The following is a 24,509-nucleotide window of genomic DNA, read 5'->3' on the forward strand; positions in this document are numbered from 1 at the left end:
TTAAGTGGATAAATGATGCAAAAGTTTACTTATGTGAATAAACTTAAAAAAAGTGCTATTGCCTTATTTTGTGTTTTTGCTTCAAGTATAAGCAATATGCAGATGAGTAGTTTTTTTGTTCAACCAGTCTTTGCACAAACTGTAATTGTTGTGACAGTCAATGGAAATCCCATAACAAATTATGATATTCAAAGACGTATTGCTTTTCTCAAATTGCAGCAAAAGCAAGGGGATCTCTTCACGCAAGCTAAAAATGAGCTTATAAATGAGGTTCTGAAAAATACAGAAGTAAGGCGCCATAATATTGAAGTTAGCGACAATGAAGTTGATAGTACTTTTGAGAACTTTGCAACACAAAATCATATGACTGTTGATCAATTTAGTCAAATTTTAGTTCAAAGTGATATCACAATACAACACTTTAAGAATTATATTCATGGACAAATAGGATGGGGACGTCTTGTTAATGCCCGATATCAAGCTGAAACCAGCATGATTACTGAACAAGAAGCCGTACGTAGGATACTAAAAAATGGTGGTGTAAAACCTTCGACTAATGAATATACATTGCAACGAATAATTTTTGTTATTCCTGCGCATCGACGTTCAGAAATTTTTGAAAAACGCAAGAAAGAAGCAGTTAATTTTCGTACAAATTTTCAAGGATGCGCCAACACTCAGAAACAGGCAAAAGGTATTTTAGATGTTACCATTCGAAATTTAGGAAAATTTTTGGAACCACAGCTTCCTAGAGGATGGGAGCAAGATATCCATGAAACACCTGCAGGAAAAATGACCAAACTACAAGAAACAACAAATGGTATTGAAGCACTAGCTGTATGCAAAATAGAAAGAGTTTCCAATGATTATGTAGCCAGACTCATTTTTTCTATTCAAGATAATCAGCACAAAATCCCACAAGAACTTGAAAATTTAAGTGAAAAATATTTAAAAGAATTGCAGCAAACCGCATATATTCAGAATTCATAATGTCTACTCTAGTTGTTAGTGGAGGGGATCCTGCTGGTATCGGTCCCGAAATAGCTATAAAAGCATGGAATTTACGAACCATACGTCAAATTCCACCTTTTGTGCTTTTAGCGGATCCGGATGTTATTCTCTCACGTGCTCATTTTTTACAGATAGATGTTAAGGTAGAGCACGTTTTTACAGATAATCCCGTAAAAAACTTTCAAACAGCCCTTCCTGTAATACCGTTGAAAAATCGGCAAAGTGATCAATTAGGATTACCCTCTCCAAATAATGCTGCTGGAATAATTGAATCAATTGAACGTAGCGTTCAATTGATTCAGAACGGACATGCATGTGCACTTGTCACTTGCCCTATTGCAAAAAAAATCCTTTACGATGCCGGATTTAAATTCCCGGGACATACAGAATTTATAGCGCATCTCGTCAATAAAGTCTCCAATAAATGCTATCACCCAGTTATGATGTTGTCTGGATCTCAATTGAAAACAGTACCAATTACTATCCATATTCCACTCAATGAAGTTCCTTCACACCTTACTCATAACTTAATTATTCAAACTGCATTTATTGTAGAAAATGACTTAAGAACGCGATTTAAAATAGCCTCACCCCGTCTAGCAGTTGCTGGCCTTAATCCTCATGCCGGAGAAAAAGGTACAATAGGAAAAGAAGATATTACAATTATCACTCCTGCTATTGAATATCTTAAAAACAAAGGATTGAATATCGTTGGCCCGCTTCCTTCAGATACAATGTTCCATGAATGCGTAAGAAAAACATACGATGTTGCTCTTTGTATGTATCATGATCAAGCTCTCATTCCTGTTAAGACATTGGACTTTTATACTGCTGTTAATATAACTTTAGGGTTACCTTTTATTAGAACTTCCCCAGATCATGGAACTGCTTTTGATATTGCTGGCAAGGGGATAGCTTCTCCAGAAAGCTTTATTTCTGCCCTTAAATTTGCAAATCAACTTGCTAAAAATAATTTGATACCATGCCAATAGATGATCTTCCTCCTCTCCGTGAAGTAATTGATAAATACGGATTACAAGCTTATAAATCTTTGGGGCAAAATTTTCTTTTAGATCTTAATTTAACATCTAAAATTGCTCATCAAGCAGGAAATATAGTAGGAAAATCTGTTATCGAAATTGGTCCAGGTCCAGGGGGGTTAACACGTGCCTTACTTGCACAAGGTGCCACTGTAATAGCAATAGAACGTGATGATCGCTGTTTACCTGCTCTATTAGATATAGAGAAGCATTATCCACAAAAATTAAAAATTATTTTAAATGATGCACTGAAACAAGATTTCTCAAAAATTTTTGAAACATCACAAGAAAAACCACGTATTATCGCAAATCTTCCCTATAACATAGGAACACAACTCTTATTAAATTGGCTTTTAGCCGAGCCATGGCCTCCTTTTTATGAATCAATGACACTGATGTTTCAACGTGAAGTAGCAAAACGTATCACCGCAATACCTAATTCTACTCATTATGGCCGTCTTAGTGTATTAACTGGATGGCGTACTACTGCAAAAATTATTTTTAATGTACCTCCTGAAGCCTTTATGCCAGCACCAAAAGTAATTTCTTCTGTTGTTCATATTACCCCGCGCAAAAATCCTCTTTCTTGCTCTGCGCAAAAATTAAGTCTTATAACAAGAATTGCATTTGGACAAAGACGAAAAATGCTTCGCCAAAATCTCAAAATTATTGGAGGAGAAACTCTCCTAGAAAAGGCTAAAATTGATGGAACTCGCCGAGCTGAAACGCTATCAATTGCTGAATTTGTAGCCTTAGCTAATTCAGTAATTTAAAACCCAAAACTTTTTATTAATTTCTAATTTTTTAACAAAAAAACGTTAATCTATCTTTTCAGCAAGAAGCTCACTAATAAAGGTTTCAAGATAAAAACACCTCTTACGTTTCATTGTTTCTGCCAAATAAATTGACTTAATATACAAAAAAGACTGATCTAAATCTTCATTAACTACGATATAATCGTAAGAACGCCAATGCTGTATCTCCGTTTGTGCATTATTTAATCGCACACTAATAATTTCTTGACTATCTTCTGCTCGGCGATATAAACGAGAAGTAAGCTCTTTCATTGATGGTGGAAGAATAAAAACAGATACTGTATCCCCTGGCATCTTTTTTTGTAACTGTTCAGTTCCTTGATAATCAATATCGAATAACATATCATTGCCAGAACTCAACACACTCTCGACACTTTGACGTAAAGTCCCATAGTAATTTCCATGAACTTCTGCCCATTCAATAAATTCATCATTATCGCGCTTTTGTTCAAATTCTTTCCTTGAAATAAAGTGATAATGCAAACCATCAATTTCACTAGAACGTTTTTTCCGTGTTGTTACACTTACAGATATCTCTAACTGTTGATCTTTTAGAAGTAACTGACAAAGAGTTGATTTACCAGCTCCTGAAGGTGAAGAGAGAATCAACAAAAAACCGCGCCTCTGGTTTAATTTTTTAGCATTAAATTCACTCTCAAAGAATATCATAACACCACATTATTTCTTTCCAAAACTTTACACAAAAAACAAATAATAAATTCTTCAATATTCTTAATGTGTCTTCTTGAATTCCCGCCACTTGCGAACATTCACATTATGCTCATCCAAAGTTTTGGAAAAAACATGCCCTCCAGAACCATCAGCGACAAAATAAAGCACATCACTTCTCGGAGAATGTGCCACTGCTTTTAAAGAATCTCGACCAGGATTCGCTATAGCAGTTGGTGGCAAACCATTAATTTTATAAGTATTATATGGCGTTTCCTTTTCAAGATCTGAACGGTAAATCGTACGACCTGAAGGCTTCCCTTTTCCACCAAAAAGACCATAGATTACCGTTGGATCAGACTGAAGACGCATACGTTTAGCAAGACGGTTATGAAACACTGCAGCAATTTGTGGTTTTTCTGCGGCAATTCCTGTTTCTTTTTCAACAATTGAGGCTAATATGATAAATTCCTCAATGGATCTGATTGGTAAATCAGGCGAGCGAGTCGCCCATATTGCATTAATTAACTTTGTCTGCCCTTCACTCAATCTTTTTATGATCTCTTTGCGCGTTGTACCCCGAATGAAATGAACGGTGTCAGTCATTAAGCTGCCCTCAGGAGGCAAAACTTCCGGAAGATCCCCAATCAAAATTTCATTAGCAGCTAATCGATCAAAAACCTGCTGAACTGTTAAACCTTCTGGCACTGTAAACGTATATTCAATAGATTTCCCTCTCACAAGAATATCCATTATATCTTGCATTGAGGCGTGTGTTGGAATCAAATACTCACCAGCTTTAAGATGTGTGGTCTTTTTATGGTAACCAACCCCATAAATAAAGATATCAGACGACCGAATAAGCCCACGTTTTTCAAGCAATGAAGCAATTTCACGAATACTTGTTCCAGGGTAAATAAGGATAACTTTCTCTTCCTCAGCTATCCCCTTCCCTTCAAAAATATTTTTTCCGATATAAAGAGGAATACCTACAGCCAAAATAACAACTACGATCATCATTAAAAAAGAATGACCTAAAATTACAAAAGGATTACGTACAATATAAGAATTTTTTCGTTTTTTATGTGCCAACATACACTTACTATTTATTGAACTACTCGAGGAAGAATCACCTACATCCTTGAGATATTTTTCATTTTTTACATCTGACATAACCATGAACTTCAATAAATTTTAGAGATTGTACTATAAATTTTTACTTAAATTCTATAATTAAAGAAGAAAATTCAGAAGTAGAAAACACAAATAACAATGTTTATTAACCTCCGAAACGTTTAATCACCAAAGATGCATTTGTTCCACCGAACCCAAAAGAATTTGAAAGAACCGTATTAATTTTTCGTTCACGTGGTTTGTGTGGAACAAGGTCAATTTTTGTTTTAATTGATGGATTATCAAGATTGAGTGTCGCCGGAGCTATATTATCCCTTATAGCTAAAATACAAAAAATAGCCTCAGCTGCACCTGCTGCCCCAAGTAAATGCCCAATAGACGATTTTGTTGATGACATCGATACCTGTGGAGCACAATGACCTAAAACACTTTCAACAGCTGCTAATTCTATAATATCAGCCATTGTTGATGTTCCATGAGCATTAATATAATCAATATCAGCAACATTTACTCGCGCACGGCTGAGAGCAGCTATCATACTACGTCGTGCACCATCACCACTTTCAGAAGGAGCCGTAATGTGATAAGCATCTCCGGATAAACCATAACCAACAATCTCAGCATAAATACGAGCACCCCGTTTTTTTGCATGTTCAAGCTCTTCTAAGATAACAATTGCAGCTCCCTCACCCATAACAAAACCGTCACGATCAGCGTCATAAGGACGTGATGCCCGCTCAGGATCATTATTGCGACTGGTAGAAAGAGCTCGACAAGCAGCAAAACCAGCAAGAGATATTCGATTTATTGGAGATTCAGTTCCCCCCGCTGCCATCACATCTGCATCACCAAGTGCAATCAAACGCGCTGCATCACCAATTGCATGCGCCCCTGTTGAGCAAGCTGTAACAACCGAGTGATTAGGACCGCGTAAACCATATTTTATAGAAACATAGCCAGAAGCAAGATTAATCAAACGCCCCGGAATAAAAAAAGGAGAAACACGGCGTGGACCTTTATCACGCAGCGTATAACCAGCCTCAACAATGCCTTCAACGCCACCAATACCAGAACCAATTAATACACCCGTTCGAATCTGATCTTCATCACTTTTTGGATGCCATTCAGCATCAGAAAATGCTTGATCAGCAGCAGCCATTGCATAAACAATAAAAGCATCAACTTTACGTTGCTCCTTGGGTTCCATATGCAAATCAGCATTGTATGTACCATTTGTTCCATCACCCAAGGGAATACGCGCAGCAATCTGACATGGTAAATCGGACACATCAAATTCAGTGACACGCCGAACACCACTTTTTCCTTCAAGAAGCCGTTTCCAGCTATATTCAATATCACCAGCCAACGGAGATACCAATCCCAAACCAGTAACAACAACACGTCTCATACTTGCAACCTTGAATAGAAAACTCGCCTCTCAAAGCTATATTTTAAAAATAGAATTCAAAAAATACAAGAACATACAAATAAAAATATCTTATACCCTTGTTACTTAGCTATCATTGGAGGCTTGATCAATGAACTTCACTGCATCACCAACTGTAAAAATTGTTTCTGCAGCTTCATCTGGGATTTCAACACCAAATTCTTCTTCAAAAGCCATAACAAGCTCAACCGTATCGAGGCTATCTGCTCCCAAATCATCAATAAAGCTTGCATTTTCCACCACTTTGCTTGCATCAACGCCAAGATGCTCCACGATAATCTTCTTAACACGCTCTTCTGTATCACTCATATTGAAATCCTCAAAATTTATAATTTTTCTGTAACTGGTTAGCCATATCGGATCATCTAATCAAGCAATAGATGTATCATTCTAAAAACTTTATACGCGATTTTAAATACCCTGTGGATATCCCGTACAAAAGGTAGCCAACCTGACATTCCGATATAATTTAATTAATTATTAGCTAAAAAGTACATTTTTTTACTTTATTCGTCACTATTTAAAATAATATAGATGATAAATCAATGTAGAATAAATCAAATACTCAGATCATTACCATACCACCATTGACATGTATTGTTTGACCAGTCACATATGCTGCCTCGTCGCTCGCTAAATAAACAGCAGAAAAAGCTATTTCTTGCCCTATCCCCATACGCTTCATTGGAATCGCTGCCATAATAGTTTCTTTTTGCTTTTCATTAAGCTTATCAGTCATCGCAGATTTAATGAATCCTGGAGCAATACAATTAACAGTGATATTTCGTGAAGCAATTTCTTGGGCTAATGCTTTAGAAAAGCCTATTAAACCAGCTTTCGCAGCGCAATAATTCGTTTGTCCAGGATTCCCTACAACACCAACAACAGATGCTATATTAATAATTCGCCCATAGCGACGCCGCATCATAGGGTGTATCAATTCACGCGTTAAAATAGAAGCAGCTGTTAGATTAATTGCTAATACATCATCCCAATCTTGTTCTTGCATACGCATAAAAAGGCCATCTCTTGTTATTCCAGCATTGTTAACAAGAATATCTATACCCCCATTTCTCTTTCTGAGACTTCAGCTAATTGTTTAATAGTTTTGCTGTCAGAAAGATTAGCAGGAAATACAACAACGTCATGTCCTAAATCTGCCGCTAATTCTTTAAGTTTGTCTTCACGCGTTCCATGAATCCCAACAATTGCTCCTTGTGCATGAAAGCAACGCGCAATTGCTTCACCAATCCCCCCAGACGCCCCTGTTATGAGAGCTTTACGACCTGTTAACCTGAACATTTTCTCAGACTCCTTATTAAACACCAAGAACTCGCAATGCTTTTTCTATTTCCTCAGCAGTACCAACTGCCAACCCCTTTAAATTATTATTAATGCGGCGAGCTAAACCCGTTAATACTTTTCCAGAACCAACCTCAAAAAATGTATCAACACCATTGGTTCCTATCCACTCTATTGTTTCACGCCATCGTACCCTTCCCGTTACCTGATGAACAAGGAGCGTAATAATACGCTCTAAATCACGTTCTGGTGTAACAGAAACATTTGCAACGAGAGGAACAACAGGTACCGCCTTGTTGACAGATAAAAGTGCATTCTTCATGACATCGGCCGCAGGCTTCATTAAAGACGAATGGAAAGGCGCAGAAACTGGAAGAAGAAGGGCACGTTTTGCACCTTTTTTTGATGCAATCTCTACTGCCATCTTAACTGCCTTTGATTCGCCTGAAATAACAATTTGTCCACCACCATTATCATTAGCAATTTGACATACGCCTTCTCCTGAAACAGCTTCACAAATTTCAGAAACGTCTTGTTCATCCAAACCAATCAGTGCAGCCATAGAACCTTCACCAACAGCGACAGCAGCCTGCATGGCATTTCCACGAATCCGCAAAAGTCTTGCCGTGTCAGTGATACTAAACGTACCAGCAGCACAAAGAGCCGTATATTCACCTAAAGAATGACCTGCAACAAATTTCACTTTTGACTCTATATCGAGCCCTAAATCTTCCATTACACGAATAACAGCCATGGACACAGCCATTAATGACGGTTGTGCATTTGCTGTCAACATTAAAACATCCTCTGGACCTTCAAAAATGATGTCTGATAATTTTTCACCTAAGGCATCATTCACTTCCTCAAAAACCATCCGTGCGACAACAAATTGCTCTGAAAGCATTTTGCCCATACCAACAATCTGACTCCCTTGTCCCGGAAAAGTAAATGCTGCCACCATCAGCTGCCTCCTAAAATTGTACAATTAAATTATTTATTTTTGATCTTATTAATAATCATAAATCAAGACTAAGTCACTTATTTAGAATGAATATTTATCTTCAAGTTATATTTCAATGGTGGGATTTGGTATAAGAATTTAGGAAAATGCGGTGCTATAAACCGGATAACACCCCAATTTATAACAATTCCCAAAATTGCACCAGCGAAAACATCAAAAGGATAATGTACACCAACAAAAATACGTGCCCAACAAATTAAGCATAAAAATATCACTGCAAATTTAGAATAAATTTTGTATCGATAAAAATAAAGATTTGCCGCGTAAGATGCAATAATTAATGCATGGTTACTCGGAAAAGATGCTGTTGCACTATGCTTAATCAGCGATGACGCTAAACTCACAACAAACGGGCGTGGACGAAAATAAACAAGAGAAATGAGATAGCCTATAAAAAGAGAAGTACCAATACCAACGCAAATACTTAACACCACGCATCGTTCCATCTCTTCACCGCAAAACCACAAAATACAAAGATGTATAGGAATAATATAAATTAAAAATTTTGCACAACAAATACTGAATAAAACCAAGATAGACCCTGATTGATGATCACCTACAAGCATTTCAAAAATTGCAACATCAATCTGGTTTAAAAAATCCATTCTCAGCTCCTCTACCATTATAGCTTCACACCATAATCAATATAGAATTGTGAAACATATAAAAAATTATATTTAAAGACCCATATAAATGAAAAATCACATTTTTTATGCACACAAACTTGCTATTTTGAAAGATACACTGTAGATGTCAAACATTCACTGATGTTTCAGCTAGAGGTTGAACGGAGGGCTGGAAAATAACCAGTAAGAAATGTGACATTTCTGATCTCCCGTATCTCTGCTCTCGAGTGTCTCGAATGCAAACGCGTCCTTTCTTCTTTGGATTTCCAAAAAAGACAAGTCGCAGAGGCTTTGCGCTGAAACCAGTAAATTTAATTGAAGAAAGGCAAAACAATGGCTCTTTATGAACATATATTCCTTGCTCGGCAGGATATTGCACCACAACAGATTGATGAACTTTTAAGTGTTTACAAAGATGTTATCGAATCGTATGGTGGAAAAGTTGGGCGTGTAGAAAATTGGGGGCTTCGTTCTCTCGCTTATCGTATTCGCAAAAACCGTAAAGCCTATTATGTTTTGGTTAACATTGATGCACCATCCTCAGCAATTGCAGAAATGGAAAGACAGATGCGCATAAATGAAGACATTTTGCGTTACATGACCGTCCGCGTGGAAAAGCATGAAAAAGAAAAATCTACAGGACTTTCGCGTATTGGTCGTAATGGTCATGTTGGTCAAGATGAAGAACGGTCTCGTTACTTACATCACCGTAGTGAAGATGCTGTAGAAGGAGTAGAATTATGACTGATATCAATCAAACCACAGCACGTCGCCCTTTTCACCGCCGCAGAAAAACGTGTCCTTTTTCAGGTGCAAACGCTCCAAAAATTGATTACAAAGATATAAAATTATTACAGCGTTATATTTCAGAACGGGGAAAAATTGTCCCTTCACGGATTACAGCTGTTAGTCAGAAAAAACAGCGTGAGTTAGCGAATGCTATTAAACGCGCCCGTTTTCTTGGATTACTTCCATATGTTATAAAATAATTTGTCAAATATATCATACTGCTAGGGAAGTCTTCCTAGCAGATTTTTTTATTTCAGCAATACATTGGTCGATCGTATGTATGTATAAGAATGTATGAAATATCGGAAGTTGGGGTATTGTAATGCCTCTAACTGCAGAAAGCAGGACAGCAATAAATGAAAAACTTTTGTATTTATGAAATTATGACGGGTATTTTAGCTGGGTTGTTTGTCGTCGTTATAGGAATGGCAATCATCAGCATCACAAATACTGCACCTTACTTTTCTCTCTTTCTTGGTTGCTTTCTTTCATTTCCAATCTTCATGGTAGCATTTGGCTGGGGAACATTAGCCAGTTTTTCTGCCTTAATAAGTGCTACTGTTGTTCTTACCATAACCACTAATATTTACATTGGTTTTGGCTTTATGTTGTTATTTTTTCTTCCTGCTGTTTATGCTTCTTGGCTTCTTGGACTTGCACAACAAGTGAAAGAAAAAAAATTGCTGATATGGTATCCATTATCATCTGTTATTTTTCATCTAACAAACTTTATTGCTCTTATATCCAGTCTCATCGGACTTTATATCCAAACTCACCCAGCAACACCTATCATCACAAAAAAAATTACTGAAAACATAGCGCAAGCTATCCAACAATCGCAGTCCATAAAGGAATCCGATATACTCACTTTTAGTGAATTTTTAATGACGCATGCTACAACTTTAACGGCTATAGCTCTAACTATTTATAGTTTAATTTTTCTCATCGGTAATCTTTATTTTTCTGTGACAACAGCAAAATATATGAAATGGCTTAGAAGACCCAATGATGATTGGAGACAATCTCTTCGCTTACCCATTTCTGGACTTGTTATTTTCATTATTGTATCTGTAGCATCAATGATTGAACTAGGCTTTACTCTTAATTTGATCGCGCATGTTTTTACTACTGCATATATTATAGTTATATCAATCAGTGGGTTGGCATACCTTCATAATATTACAAAAGGGATAAGCGGCCAAATTATTATACTTTCCCTTGTTTATATTTCTATTTTGACCGTTGTTTTTGCTCCACCTGTCTCCTTCATGATGCTTTTAATGGGTATCTGGGCAACCATTCAATATAATTTTCAATCACACAATAAACCACACTAATTTATTTATTCGAAAGGAAAAACCATGGATGTTATTTTGCTTGAGCGTATTCCCCGTCTTGGTCAGATGGGTGATATTGTCTCGGTTAAAGATGGCTATGCACGTAATTTTCTTTTACCTCAAGGAAAAGCTTTACGCGCTAATGAAGTAAATAAAAAACAATTTGAAACACAGAGGGCACAGCTTGAAGCTCGTAACCTGGAGCGCAAAAGTGAAGCACAAAAAATTGCTGAAAAACTTGATGGTAAATCGTTTATTGTCGTTCGTTCAGCTGGTGAGACAGGACAACTTTATGGATCTGTATCAACGCGCGATATTTCAGAAATTATAACTATTGACGGATTTTCTATTGGACGTAATCAGATTGAACTTAATCATCCAATAAAAACCATTGGTCTCCACGTTATCATTATTAGCCTACACCCTGAAGTACAAATTTCTGTTACAATTAATGTTGCACGTTCAGCTAATGAAGCACAACGTCAAGCAGAAGGTGAAACTCTTACCTCTATTGAAGCAATATATGATGTTCAGGAAGAATCATTGATAGAAAATCAAGAGGAACCGTTTACAGAAGAAACAAATGATAACAATGCAAACAGCATTAACAAAGAAGTTTAGTTATCATTTGCACTATTTGTTTTACCATTCACGTTTTTTATCAATAACATATTGACATATTGTAAAATACTCGGATTTCAAAACTGAGTATTTTGTTATTACGATAACAAAATATTAAATTATTATAAAATAGGTTAACCTTTAACATATTTATGCTATCATAAAACATGAAAAATTATTTTATACTCTGCGATTAAAAAATAATTAATTTTGTGTATATTATAATTTTTTTTATATTTACACATCATACAAGATAGTCAAACCTATAAAGGTAAATTTATTTATTTGCACAGATAATAAAACAAAAAAATACTTATGATACATTTTTGAAATTTATAAAATACTTAATATAAAAGAATATGTTATATGCAAGCGATCCACATATTATCATTGAGCAATTAAAAAAGACTCCTTCAAAATTAAAGACGTGGATTTAATTCAAAATGAAAATTTGTAATATTATCCTTTTAATGCAGAGTTCCTAATCTAATTATCAAGAATAATTTAACAAAATTTTAGTTGGAAAAATCTATTATGGAAGAAACAAGTGTTGTCAGTTTGAGCTCTTCACAAAAAGAAGATTCTCCTTCTTTTCGACAACTTCCACATAATATTGAAGCTGAACAGGCATTACTTGGAGCAATTTTTATTAATAATGACGCACTTGATCGTGTTTCAGATTTTTTAAAGCCAGAACATTTTTTTGAACCATTACATCAAAGAATTTATCATGTTTCAGCTCACATTATCCAACAGGGAAAACGTGCAAATCCGGTTACAATCAAAGCATTTATTCCAGCTGAAGAAAAAATCGGAGATATTACCGTATTCAATTATGTTATTCGTTTAGCTACGGAAGCTGTGACAATTATTAATGCTGAAGATTACGGACGAGTCATCTACGATCTTTTTATCAGGAGGTCTTTGATTAATCTTGGAAATCAACTTGTCAATACAGCCTTTGATGCTCCTGTAGAGCTCACACCAATCAAACAAATTGAAGTTATTGAACAGCATTTATTTGAATTGGCAGAAAAAGGAAAATATGGTGGCGGCTTTGAAAATTTCAATGAATCTGTAACGAAGACCATTAATATGGCAACTTCTGCAAAAAAGCGTTCTTCAAAATTATCAGGTATAGCTACTCATATCAAAACACTTGATGAAAAAATGGGAGGATTACAACCGTCTGATTTAATCATCCTTGCTGGCCGTCCTGGTATGGGAAAAACATCACTTGCCACAAATATTGCATTTAATATTGCTAACTCCCATTGTGATTACATAAAGGTAAAAGATTCCTCAAAAGAAAATGAAGGGGGAATCGTTGGGTTCTTCTCACTTGAAATGTCATCAGAACAACTTGCAACGCGCATTATCTCTGAACAAACAGAGATCTCTTCCTCTGATATCCGGCGTGGTAATATTTCAGAAGAGCAATTTACAAAAATGATTCGTGCAACACGCAGCTTACAAAAACTTCCACTTTATATTGACCAAACTGGGGGTATATCTATCTCACAACTTGCAGCACGTGCGCGCCGTTTAAAGCGTCAACACGGTTTAGATGTATTAATTATTGATTACATACAGTTAATGACAAGTAATTCAAAACGTTCTTCTGAAAGTCGAGTTCAAGAAATTACAGAGATTACTACTGGTCTCAAAGCATTAGCTAAAGAACTGAACGTTCCTATTATTGCTCTCTCGCAACTTTCACGTCAAGTTGAAAGTAGAACAGATAAACGCCCACAGCTCTCAGATTTACGTGAATCTGGTTCAATTGAACAAGATGCTGATGTTGTTCTTTTTGTATATCGTGAAGAATATTACTTTAAAAATGAAGAACCTAAAATAGGCAGCCCTGAACATCAACAATGGCGAGACAAAATGGATGAACTTTTTGGGAAAGCGGAAATTATCATTGCGAAACAGCGACATGGACCAACAGGAACTGTTCATCTTGCATTTCAATCTGATTTCACACGCTTTAGTGATCTGGCAGATAGTAATTATCTTCCAGAACAATATAGTTAAATTACCATGGCACGCATCCGTATTCAATTTATTTGCCAAAATTGTGGCACTATTCATTCCCGTTGGACTGGAAAATGTAATTCCTGCGGAGAATGGAATTCTCTTATTGAAGAAGGTATGAATAATGGTATTGGAAGTGGTCCTATAAAAAATATTCGTAAAGGACGTATAATTCCTCTTGCATCTCTTTCTGGAAATATCGAAGATGCTTCGCGTATCTATTCTGGTATTACTGAACTTGATCGTGTTACTGGCGGAGGGATAGTTCGTGGATCAGCGTTGCTTGTGGGCGGTGATCCAGGTATTGGTAAATCAACGTTGTTGACACAGACAGCAGCTGCATTATCGCGAAAAGGATATCATATCATATACGTTTCAGGAGAAGAAGCCATTGCACAAATCCGTCTCAGAGCACAAAGGCTCGGTGCTGAAAATACGGAAGTTAAACTTGCTTCTGAAACCAACATTGAAGATATTCTTGCAACCTTAAGTGAACATAAAAAACTTGATATGGTCATCATTGATTCAATTCAAACTTTGTGGTCCGATGCAGCGGATTCGGCACCAGGAACGGTTACACAAGTGCGAATCAGTGCTCAAGCAATGATTCATTTTGCAAAAAAAACAGGAGCAGCTGTTGTTCTTGTTGGCCATGTTACTAAAGATGGACAAATTGCTGGTCCTCGCGTCGTTGAGCACATGGTCGATGGTGTGCTTTACTTCGAGGGTGAAGGTGGACATCATTATCGTATCTTAAGAACTGTAAAAAATCGCTTTGGACCAACTGATGAAATTGGTGTTTTCGAGATGTCTGATAAAGGATTACAAGAAGTTCTCAATCCATCTGAACTTTTTTTAGGCGAACGGAATGAAAAAGCACCCGGAACTGCTGTTTTCGCAGGCATGGAAGGAACACGTCCAATATTAGTTGAAATTCAAGCACTTGTTGCTCCTTCTTCACTCGGTACGCCGCGACGTGCTGTTGTTGGATGGGATGGAAATCGTCTTTCTATGATTCTAGCTGTCTTAGAAGCTCATTGCAATATTCGCTTTGGACAACATGATGTTTATCTTAACGTTGCTGGTGGATATCGTATATCAGAACCCGCTGCCGATTTAACCGTTGCGGCAGCTTTAATATCCTCTCTCACAAATACTCCTCTTCCGACTAATTATGTATATTTTGGTGAAATTAGCCTTTCAGGAGCTATACGCCCTGTTGCACATTCAGTGCAACGTATTAATGAAGCTAAAAAGCTTGGCTTTCAAGGATCTGTTCAACCAACTGCAATAACTGAAACGATTAAATCATCAACCTTTCAACAAAAAACATTTTCTAATCTTCTAGAGTTAGTTGCTGCAATTGCCGCAGGCAAAAAATGATCTATGTGAAAACATAATAATCTATAAAAAATTCTATAAAATAGAAAAGATCCTTGCTATAAGAACAAAAAATAACATAACAAAAAATGTGTTTGTATACTGATTAAATAAAATACAACGTTATGGATAAGGAACAAACAAATGATTATAACAATCCTTGATGGAATTGTCGTGGCAATCGTACTGTTTTCTGCTTTTTTAGCCATGCTTCGAGGATTTTCACGTGAACTATTATCATTGTTTTCTTGGGCAATCGCGGCTATTGCTACACTATTACTCTTTAAGCTCGTATTACCTTTTTTTGAGCAATATATCTCTAATAAAATGATTGCGTTAATCACTACATTAGTAACGATTTTTACCATTGTCCTGATCATTACTTCCATAATTACAATGAAACTTTCTGATTTTATTATTGATAGTCAAATTGGCATACTCGACCGTACTGTTGGTTTTGTTTTTGGAGCGCTTCGTGGCTTATTCATCATGGTAACTGGTATGTTACTTATTAATGCTATGATTCAACCTGAACAACAATCTGATTGGCTAAAAAATGCAAAAACAAAACCCATTTTAGATTCATTAGGTCAAAAATTTTTGGAAATACTTCCAAAAAATCTCGACTTTGCTATAGAAAAAGCAGAAGAAATTTTAAAAAAAAACGATATAATGACGAATAATGAGAATTATCACGAAGATATACCCCAACAAAATAAAAAATAATTTGTTATTGAAGAGCACCTCAGGTAGTGCATAACATCATTTCCTTCCATTATAATTGAAAGAATAAGATGATAAAAACTGATCTTCTCTGTCAGGAATTTTCTTTAGATGACGATACCCTTCATGAAGAATGTGGAATTTTTGGTATCCTTGGGCACGAAGATGCAGCAACATTAACAGCCCTTGGGCTCCACGCACTTCAACATCGTGGACAAGAAGCAGCTGGAATTGTCTCCTATCATAACAAAATTTTTCATCAAGAAAAACATTTAGGTCTTGTTGGTGATCATTACACGAATCCTGCAACACTTGCCCGTTTACCGGGAAATCGTGCTATCGGACACACACGTTATTCAACAACTGGAGAAATAGCATTACGTAATGTCCAGCCTCTTTTTGCTGAATTAAAAGCTGGGGGTATTGCTATTGCCCATAATGGTAACCTTACGAATGGTCTTACATTACGCCGTGAACTTATCGCCTCTGGTGCTATCTGCCAATCAACATCAGATTCAGAAGTTTTTCTCCATCTTATTGCTCGCTCACGGCATGAATCGTCATCTGATCGCTTTGTTGATGCTATTAGGCAAGTAGAAGGTGGATATGCGATGCTAGCGTTAACACGCACAAAACTCATTGCTGCACGTGATCCAATAGGGATACGACCGCTCGTTATGGGTGAGCTTGATGGCAAACCAATTTTTTGTTCTGAAACTTGTGCACTTGATATTATCGGAGCAAAATATGTTCGTGATGTCAAAAATGGAGAAATCATCATCTGTGAAATACAAAAAGATGGAAAAATAACTAAAAAAATTATAAAGCCAGAGATAGAAAAGTCAGAAAAGCTTTGTCTTTTCGAATATGTCTATTTTGCTCGTCCTGATTCCATTGTTGGAGGACGTAATGTTTATACAGTACGTAAAAACATGGGTATCCGGTTGGCACAAGAAGCTCCTTGTGACGGTGATGTTGTGGTTCCTGTTCCTGATGGAGGGACACCTGCTGCCATTGGCTATGCACAAGAAATTGGAATTCCATTTGAGCTTGGTATTATTCGTAATCATTATGTTGGTCGAACCTTTATCGAACCAACACAACAAATTCGTGCTTTTGGAGTTAAATTAAAACATTCTGCAAACCGTTCTGTTATCGAAGGAAAACGCGTTATTCTAGTCGATGATTCCATTGTACGTGGAACAACATCTGTCAAAATTGTGCGAATGCTCCGTGATGCAGGAGCAAAAGAAGTTCATATGCGAATTTCTAGCCCTATGATTTTTTATCCTGATTTTTATGGTATTGATACACCAAAAGTCGAAAGCCTTTTAGCAAATAAATATCCAGACTTAAGATCCATGTGCAATTTTATTGGAGCTGATTCATTAGAATTTCTTTCAACAGATGGCTTATATTTTGCTGTTGCAGGAACAAAACGAAATAACATTGATCCACAATTCACTGACCATTATTTTACTGGACATTATCCGACACATTTAGTAGACCAGGAAAGTATCCCTAAAATTCATCATTTATCTGTTCTTAAAACAAGAAATTGATGATGAGAAAATTTGATCTTAATCTTTTTGGTAGAGTTGCACTTGTTACAGGAGCATCAAGAGGGATTGGTTATCATTTAGCGTTAGAGCTTGCAGCATGCGGTGCTCACGTTATCGCTGTCGCGCGAACAATCGATGGGCTAACTGAACTTAATAATAAAATCAAAGAACAAGGTTCTTCAGCAACTATAGTTCCATTCGACTTACGTCATATGGACAACATTGATACTCTTAGTGTTTTTGTTGCTGAGCGTTGGAAAAAGCTTGATATTATGGTTGCAAATGCAGGAATCCTTGGAACAATTTCACCAATAGCTAACATCGAAAATACAGTATTTGAAGATGTTTTTCAAATAAACCTTATCAGTCAATGGCGCTTAATGAAAGCATTTGAATCCTTATTGCGTAAATCTGATGCTGGACGAGTTATCCTTCTATCATCAACTGTTGCCCACTTAATACGTGCGTTTTGGGGACCTTACGCAGCTTCTAAAGCTGCTTTAGAAATTATGGCCCGGTGCTGGGCAGAAGAATTAAAGCACACGCCAATTAAGGTTAATTGTGTTAATCCAGGCGCAACACGTACTTCTATGCGTGCACAAGCTATGCCTAGTGAAAATCCACAAACCCTACCTTCACCGCAAGAAGTCGTGGCAAAAATAATACATTTATTATCACCAAATTTACAAGAAACAGGAAAACTATTTAATGTTCACGAAAATCGGTTTATGAATTATCGTATCCCTGATTAATAATTATCTGAGATAAATAAAATTAAATCTCTCTTTAATTTTTACTTCATTTATCAAAATTACAATGACTAAACTCTATGACTTTTGAATGACGTCAGCATTGGCTTTTTTTTCTTCCAAAGACATCCTTTTATTATAAGCCACAAAACTGCAAGGTAGAAAAATCATATAACTAACAGCAGTGATCAATAAAGTATGCCATGTGTAAGCAGCAAGAAAACCAACATAAATAACAATAATTAGCATACATGGTACAACGATATCACGCCTCAAATTTTGATCAATTATTTTTGCACTCCATACTGGTAAGCGGCTAACTAAAAGAAAAGCAATTACCACAGTATAAAGACTAAAGAATAACGCCCACCCCCAGCTTGGCATCAAACCAAGAGCCCCTAGATAAACAGGCAACAAAAGTAACAATGCTCCTGCTGGTGCAGGAACACCAATAAAGTAATTTCCCTGCCATTTTGGTATATCAACATTATCCAACATCACATTAAAACGAGCTAACCGTAAGCAACAAGCAACACAATAGACAAGTGCTGCAATCCACCCAACTTGGTGAGCCTGATTCAAAATAAAAGAATAAACGATAAGAGCCGGTGCAACCCCAAAATTAACGATATCAGCAAGAGAATCCATCTGTGCTCCAAAAGATGAACTACCATCTATCAAACGGGCAATACGGCCATCAGCACCGTCTAAGACTGCTGCTAAAAGCACCATTAAAATGGCAGCCTCATAGCGATGCTCAAAAGCCAAACGAATACTACTCATTCCTGCACAAATTGCCAAAATGGTTACAATATTAGGAATAATATAGCGCATTGGCGTGGGTGATCGCCACCGATTTGCAGCATCATCATGATGTCCTTCGAGATTAAATGAAGAAAATAGTGACAAAATTTCCATTTTTCATCCTAATCAAATCTGAATTCAATTTCAGTATTATCATCGCCAAAAGAACCTAAAACCGTCTCTCCCGCAATTGCTGTCTGACCAACTGCAACATGCAATTTAACTTCCGTTGGTATATAAATATCAAGGCGAGAACCAAAACGAATCATCCCAAAGCGCTGCCCGGTCATAACTGAATCATTTTCCTTTGACCAACAAACAATCCGGCGAGCAACCATTCCTGCAATTTGTACTACACCAATTTTACCATGTTTGCTATCGATTACCACTCCATTACGTTCATTAAATTCACTAGCCTTATCAAGCTCAGCATTAGCAAAATGACCTGGACGATAAACTATAGATTTTATTGTACCACTTATAGGAACACGATTGATGTGGCATGAAAAAATATTCATAAACACAGAGATACGGATCATCTCCCCATTACCCAATCCCAAATCTTCAGGTGGAATACATGATTCAACGAATGAGATACGTCCATCAGCAGGAGAGATAATTAAATTTGAATTCAAAGGTACCACACGCTCTGGATCACGGAAAAAATATATACACCACACTGTTAAAACAAAACCACACCAAAATAACGGATTCCATACCAGACCAAGGATAAATGATATAACAAAAAACGCTACGATAAAAGGATAACCTTCTTTATGAATTGGTACAAAATTATTACAAACAGACTGTAGAATACCCATATAACTTCCTATTCATAGATATGATTTAACACACAATAAATCTTTTTGTTCCTCCCTTCCTTTTATTTACTTAATTAATCATTTTAGTATAGAATTATAGATGTCATTTTACACAATTTATTTTTTACGATTAACAATACCGAGCTCATCTTCTTCACGCATTTTACGTAATTTTTCTTCAGCCTGCGATGCCTCAAGCTGTTTATTCCACATTGAAGCATACAAACCCTTTTTATGCAAAAGCTCAGCATGCGTTCCATTTTCGATAATACGGCCACCTTTGAGAACCAAAATTTCGTCAGCATTAATAACGGTAGAAAGGCGATGAGCAATAATCAACGTCGTACGTCCACGGCTTACGATATCCAATGCCTGTTGAATTTCTTGCTCAGTCGCCGTATCCAAAGCTGCGGTTGCTTCATCCAGAATAAGAAGTGGGGGAGCCTTCAACAATGTTCGCGCAATAGCCACACGCTGTTTTTCACCACCTGATAGCTTAAGACCACGCTCACCTACCATAGATTGAAAACCTTCTGGAAGCATTTCAATAAATTTTGATATCTGTGCCATTGCAGCAGCTTTACGTATTTCTTTATCAGTAGCATCTGGACGCCCATAACGAATGTTATAAGCAATCGTATCATTAAATAAAACGGTATCCTGCGGTACCATACCGATAGCTTCACGTAAACTTTTTTGGGTTACGTCACGAATATCTTGTCCGTCAATTGTTATAGACCCTGCATCAACATCATAAAATCGAAAAAGCAATCGCGAAATAGTTGATTTACCAGAACCAGATGGACCAACAATTGCAACTGTTTTTCCCCCAGGAATTTCGAAATCAACATCTCTGAGAATTTGGCGAACTGGATCATAAGAAAATTTTACTTGATTAAATCGAACAGTACCATCAACAACCTTCAACGGCTGAGCATTTGATTTATCAACGATCTCTTGTTGAACGTCTAAAACATCAAACATAGCTTCAACATCGGCTAATCCCTGTCGAACTTCACGATAAATTGAACCAATAAAATTCAACGGAATAGATATTTGTATTAAAAACGCATTAATAAAAATGAAATCCCCTAAAGTATGCGTCTCATGAAAAACCTCATAAGCCGACATTAACATCAGGACAGTCATTCCAACACCAAAAATAAGAGCCTGACCAAAATTAAGCCAGCTTAACGATGTCCAAATCTTTGTTGCAGCCTTTTCATAACCCGCCATAGAAGAATCAAATCGATGTGCTTCCAAATTTTCGTTACAAAAATATTTAACTGTTTCAAAATTTAAAATAGAATCAACAGCATGAGTATTAGCCTCAACATCTGCCGCATTCATTTTTTGTCGAATATTAATACGCCAATCACTCGCCTTAATTGTAAACCAAGTATATAAACCTATCGTTACCACAATTACAAAAAAATAACGCCCCCCATAGTTTATGTAAAATATAAGCGCCGTCAAAATAAATTCTAAAACTGTTGGTACTGTATTAAGGATTGAAAACCTGACGATAGCTTCAATTCCCTTAGTACCACGCTCAATTACACGAAAAAGCCCGCCAGTTCTCCTTTCCAAATGAAATCGCAAAGATAATCCGTGAATATGCACAAAGGTCTTATAGGCTAATTTACGAACAGCATATTGACCAACAGTTGCAAAAATAGAATCACGCAATTGATTCAATCCTGCTTGAACAATACGTGCAATATTGTACGCTAAAACAAGCATAACGGGAACAACCCAACTAGATGGAAACCATACAGGCAGCTTAAAACTCATATCAAGCGTGTCCATAGCATACTTAAAAAAATACGGTACAGATATGAGAACAAGCTTTGCTAAAACAAGACAAAATATCGCCCATAGCACACGGACTTTCAGATCGTTCCTATCTACTGGCCACATATAAGGCCATAAATTACATAGGGTACGAAAAGTTCTACCTGTATCTGACGATACGGTTTTTATCGTTCCATTCTGCTCCATGAAATTCTAACTTCTCTACCACACACTAAATAAAAACCACAATTATTACGACACATACCCTGTTGCTATTTACAGACACATCATCTGTTTTACGCACTTCAAGCTTATATATTAGTGTTTGAGGCTAGACTATTTTTGAAAAAGGAACAAGAAATAATCCATCATAAAGCTTATTATTTCGATCTGTATTCTCATACCATTCTGCTACAAATAAATTTTCAACCTCTACACGCCTCTTTTTTAATTCTGTTTGAAGCCAGATCCGCGATCTACTGATCTCTTTAAGACCATTATCAAGAATTTCACCATTCTGTACTAAAATAACCGACTTCTTACCCTCTTCCTTTTTAATAACAGAACAATCACCATTGGTTTCCAAACGAACAAAAGCAGCCTCGTGCAAACTACAGCCCTTAATACGTAACATTGTAGTGAGATCATTTACACTGATACCAAAATTCTTAATTTTATCCATTTGAAATACGCCATCTAAAACCAACGTAATGCTTTGTCCTGCAATGATATGATGAAAAAAAACTGAATAACGTGCTAAAAAATTAAGAAATACAATTAAGGTTTGCCAAATAAACAAAACAAGCAATAATTGGACGCTGCTAACACTTGGATTGTAGATGATCCCTCCAATAATACCACCCATCACAAAATTGCTCACTAAATCAACCGGTGTCATTTGACTAAGACTACCACGACCCGTAGTTCTTAAAATTAAAAGGAAAGCAACAAGACCTACAACCAATTTAAATGCAATATGCCCGTAATGATATAATTCCATCAAACTTTCTCCCTTGTTATGAAAGCTGCTAGAATACGGGAATCAGAATCATTTTATTTCCCACTTGGTTATACGCTCACCAGTCTGCGGATCTTTGCTATCTTTTAGGAAGATTCCCTCAGCTGCAAGCTCATCACGAATAGTATCCGCAGCTACCCATTCTTTATTATGGATAAGCTGTAACCTTTCGGCAATACGCTGATCAATAAATTTTAAATCTAGAGAGATTTTTTTTGTAAATAATGGACATTCTACTCTTTTAACCCACTCTTTCTGCAATAAACCAAATAAATTCATACCACTTGCGAGAGCTACGGCATTTTCTTCTTTATAAAATTGTCGCAAAAGAGTAATTGCATTCGGAGTATTAAGATCATCGCTTAACGCATCTATCACAGAATCGCTAAGAGATTCATCATTATTCTCCAAACAATCACTTTGGCAGCGAAGCAATTCATACCAACGATACAATTCATTACTTGCTTGTAGTAAACGCTGACTTGTCCAATTTAATGGCGCCCTATAATGTGTTTGTAACATCGAAAAACGCGCAGACAAACCGGACCAATTTTGTTTCATTTCATCTGTTAAGACACCATTAAACGTGAAAAAATTACTCTCTAAAATAGAACGAATTGTAATAAAATTGCCAAGGCTTTTAGACATTTTTTTACCTTCAACCTGCAAAAAACCATTATGCATCCAAAGATTAGCCATTCGTTCAGTTCCAAAAGCTGAACAACTTTGTGCAATCTCATTTTCATGATGAGGAAAAATCAAATCAATACCACCACCATGGATATCGAAAACATTCGCTTTTGGATCACCACATGTTAAACCACCACCATAAGGAACCAATAGTTTTGCCATCGACATTGCTGAACATTCAATATGCCAACCTGGACGTCCCAAAACAGTAATTCCTGCCGGCGATGTCCACCCCGGTTCTCCTTCTACAGAAGGCTTCCATAAGATAAAATCCATCTCTCCCTTTTTATAAGCAGCCACATCGATACGTGCTCCTGCCCTCATTTCATCTAATGAGCGTTTTGCAAATGTACCATAATGTGGACTCCTTTTTATGCTACTCACAGAAAATAATATGTGATTTTCTGCTTTATAAGCATGCCCTTTTTCAATTAACCTTTCAATCAACAAGCGCATCTCTTCTAAATGATCAGTTGCGCGTGGTTGACTGGTTGGTAATAAACAACCAAGTGCTATTGTGTCTCGTTGAAATTGAGAATATGTACGCTCGGTTAATTGACGGATAGCATCATTAAGTTCTAACTCAGGATATTCACAAGCTGCTCGTGTATTAATTTTATCATCCACATCCGTGATATTACGTACATAAACAACATGATCATTACCATAGACATGACGCAATAAGCGAAATAGAGTATCAAAAACAATCACGGGGCGGGCATTACCGATATGGGCATCGTCATAAATTGTTGGACCACAAACATAAAGACGTACTTTAGTGGTATCTATTGGTATAAAATTCTCTTTTTTGCGTGTAAGAGTATTATAAAATCGTAATTCTCTCATAATTATACTCCATCAGAGATACTGCCCGCCACTTTTCTAAGTGAATCTTAATAAGGATTATCAAATTATGCAGATTTAGATCAAAATTTTTACAACTACCTGATTTTATCTATGCGATGACTATCGTATATTATAAAATCCTATTTATTGGGTTAAACTAAAGTGTTCTATTAATAAAGATCATACTTCTTTTATTGTTGATACAATTATTAGGAAAAAATAGAGGAAAAAAATTTAATCTTCCCATTGATTATCTTCTTCCTGTCTCTAATA

Annotated in this window: 23 protein-coding genes and 1 pseudogene; 12 read left to right on the forward strand and 12 right to left on the reverse strand. The window is 36.5% G+C overall.

The genetic code is table 11. The features are described 5' to 3' along the window. The first annotated feature begins 15 nt into the window (after positions 1–15). From V3565_RS00855 to rsmA, 3 genes are read left to right on the forward strand one after another with little or no spacing between them, the layout of a single operon-like run. The gene (locus V3565_RS00855; protein WP_455478891.1) at positions 16–990 is read left to right on the forward strand and encodes a SurA N-terminal domain-containing protein; all 975 of its coding nucleotides are present in this window, start codon (positions 16–18) and stop codon (positions 988–990) included. Continuing rightward, positions 990–2,003 (forward strand): 4-hydroxythreonine-4-phosphate dehydrogenase PdxA, encoded by a 1,014-nt coding sequence (gene pdxA / locus V3565_RS00860; RefSeq protein ID WP_455478459.1) that lies wholly within the window; start codon positions 990–992, stop codon positions 2,001–2,003. Before V3565_RS00855 ends, pdxA begins: the two co-directional genes overlap by 1 nt. Beyond that, on the forward strand, positions 1,994–2,824 hold the full coding sequence (gene rsmA / locus V3565_RS00865; RefSeq protein ID WP_455478460.1) for a 16S rRNA (adenine(1518)-N(6)/adenine(1519)-N(6))-dimethyltransferase RsmA: 831 nt from the start codon (positions 1,994–1,996) through the stop codon (positions 2,822–2,824). Before pdxA ends, rsmA begins: the two co-directional genes overlap by 10 nt. A 45-nt stretch (positions 2,825–2,869) precedes the next feature. On the opposite strand, the gene gmk is transcribed toward rsmA, so the two are convergent. From gmk to V3565_RS00900, 7 genes and pseudogenes are all read right to left on the reverse strand, one after another. Beyond that, positions 2,870–3,535, reverse strand: a complete 666-nt coding sequence (gene gmk / locus V3565_RS00870; protein WP_455478461.1) for a guanylate kinase — start codon at positions 3,533–3,535, stop codon at positions 2,870–2,872. 63 nt (positions 3,536–3,598) lie between these two features. Continuing rightward, positions 3,599–4,708 carry an endolytic transglycosylase MltG gene (mltG, locus tag V3565_RS00875; RefSeq protein ID WP_455478462.1) on the reverse strand — a complete coding sequence of 370 codons (1,110 nt, stop codon included), beginning with the start codon at positions 4,706–4,708 and terminating at the stop codon, positions 3,599–3,601. A 106-nt stretch (positions 4,709–4,814) separates the two neighbouring features. Then, positions 4,815–6,077 (reverse strand): beta-ketoacyl-ACP synthase II, encoded by a 1,263-nt coding sequence (gene fabF, locus V3565_RS00880; RefSeq protein ID WP_455478463.1) that lies wholly within the window; start codon positions 6,075–6,077, stop codon positions 4,815–4,817. 105 nt (positions 6,078–6,182) lie between these two features. Beyond that, positions 6,183–6,425, reverse strand: coding sequence for an acyl carrier protein (locus V3565_RS00885; protein ID WP_455478464.1), 243 nt, complete (start codon positions 6,423–6,425; stop codon positions 6,183–6,185). A gap of 256 nt (positions 6,426–6,681) precedes the next feature. Further along, positions 6,682–7,418: pseudogene (gene fabG, locus V3565_RS00890) on the reverse strand (3-oxoacyl-[acyl-carrier-protein] reductase). Between the two features lie 16 nt (positions 7,419–7,434). Next, the gene (fabD, locus tag V3565_RS00895) at positions 7,435–8,379 is read right to left on the reverse strand and encodes an ACP S-malonyltransferase (protein ID WP_455478465.1); all 945 of its coding nucleotides are present in this window, start codon (positions 8,377–8,379) and stop codon (positions 7,435–7,437) included. 77 nt (positions 8,380–8,456) lie between these two features. Next, the gene (locus V3565_RS00900; RefSeq protein ID WP_455478466.1) at positions 8,457–9,044 is read right to left on the reverse strand and encodes an undecaprenyl-diphosphatase; all 588 of its coding nucleotides are present in this window, start codon (positions 9,042–9,044) and stop codon (positions 8,457–8,459) included. A 354-nt stretch (positions 9,045–9,398) separates the two neighbouring features. Between V3565_RS00900 and rpsF the strand changes: the two genes are divergently transcribed. From rpsF to V3565_RS00945, 9 genes are all read left to right on the forward strand, one after another. Beyond that, a complete protein-coding gene (gene rpsF, locus V3565_RS00905) occupies positions 9,399–9,809 on the forward strand; it encodes a 30S ribosomal protein S6 (protein ID WP_455478467.1) in 411 nt (136 codons plus the stop codon). Next, entirely contained in the window at positions 9,806–10,054 is a 249-nt protein-coding gene (gene rpsR, locus V3565_RS00910) for a 30S ribosomal protein S18 (RefSeq protein WP_455478468.1), read from the forward strand. Before rpsF ends, rpsR begins: the two co-directional genes overlap by 4 nt. A 156-nt stretch (positions 10,055–10,210) precedes the next feature. After that, positions 10,211–11,191, forward strand: coding sequence for a hypothetical protein (locus tag V3565_RS00915; RefSeq protein WP_455478469.1), 981 nt, complete (start codon positions 10,211–10,213; stop codon positions 11,189–11,191). 24 nt (positions 11,192–11,215) lie between these two features. After that, entirely contained in the window at positions 11,216–11,812 is a 597-nt protein-coding gene (gene rplI / locus V3565_RS00920) for a 50S ribosomal protein L9 (protein WP_455478470.1), read from the forward strand. A gap of 534 nt (positions 11,813–12,346) precedes the next feature. Beyond that, positions 12,347–13,849, forward strand: a complete 1,503-nt coding sequence (locus tag V3565_RS00925) for a replicative DNA helicase (protein WP_455478471.1) — start codon at positions 12,347–12,349, stop codon at positions 13,847–13,849. Positions 13,850–13,855: 6 nt separating this feature from the next. Next, on the forward strand, positions 13,856–15,232 hold the full coding sequence (radA, locus tag V3565_RS00930) for a DNA repair protein RadA (RefSeq protein WP_455478472.1): 1,377 nt from the start codon (positions 13,856–13,858) through the stop codon (positions 15,230–15,232). Between the two features lie 141 nt (positions 15,233–15,373). Beyond that, on the forward strand, positions 15,374–15,955 hold the full coding sequence (locus V3565_RS00935) for a CvpA family protein (protein WP_455478473.1): 582 nt from the start codon (positions 15,374–15,376) through the stop codon (positions 15,953–15,955). A 68-nt stretch (positions 15,956–16,023) separates the two neighbouring features. Next, entirely contained in the window at positions 16,024–17,514 is a 1,491-nt protein-coding gene (gene purF, locus V3565_RS00940; RefSeq protein WP_455478474.1) for an amidophosphoribosyltransferase, read from the forward strand. A 2-nt stretch (positions 17,515–17,516) separates the two neighbouring features. After that, complete coding sequence (locus V3565_RS00945; RefSeq protein ID WP_455478892.1) at positions 17,517–18,266, forward strand: SDR family NAD(P)-dependent oxidoreductase; 750 nt, start codon at positions 17,517–17,519, stop codon at positions 18,264–18,266. Between the two features lie 75 nt (positions 18,267–18,341). Here the strand turns inward: V3565_RS00945 and pssA are convergent, their stop codons facing one another. From pssA to cysS, 5 genes are all read right to left on the reverse strand, one after another. Continuing rightward, positions 18,342–19,181: a CDP-diacylglycerol--serine O-phosphatidyltransferase gene (gene pssA / locus V3565_RS00950; RefSeq protein ID WP_455478475.1), complete on the reverse strand. Its 840-nt coding sequence runs from the start codon at positions 19,179–19,181 to the stop codon at positions 18,342–18,344. Positions 19,182–19,189: 8 nt separating this feature from the next. Then, a complete protein-coding gene (locus V3565_RS00955; RefSeq protein WP_455478476.1) occupies positions 19,190–19,888 on the reverse strand; it encodes a phosphatidylserine decarboxylase in 699 nt (232 codons plus the stop codon). A 117-nt stretch (positions 19,889–20,005) separates the two neighbouring features. Further along, positions 20,006–21,889 carry an ABCB family ABC transporter ATP-binding protein/permease gene (locus V3565_RS00960; RefSeq protein ID WP_455478477.1) on the reverse strand — a complete coding sequence of 628 codons (1,884 nt, stop codon included), beginning with the start codon at positions 21,887–21,889 and terminating at the stop codon, positions 20,006–20,008. Positions 21,890–22,013: 124 nt separating this feature from the next. Then, positions 22,014–22,682, reverse strand: coding sequence for a DUF421 domain-containing protein (locus tag V3565_RS00965; RefSeq protein ID WP_455478478.1), 669 nt, complete (start codon positions 22,680–22,682; stop codon positions 22,014–22,016). A gap of 48 nt (positions 22,683–22,730) precedes the next feature. Next, a complete protein-coding gene (gene cysS, locus V3565_RS00970) occupies positions 22,731–24,236 on the reverse strand; it encodes a cysteine--tRNA ligase (RefSeq protein ID WP_455478479.1) in 1,506 nt (501 codons plus the stop codon). Positions 24,237–24,509 lie beyond the last annotated feature (273 nt).

The organism is Bartonella sp. B10 (assembly GCF_053794435.1).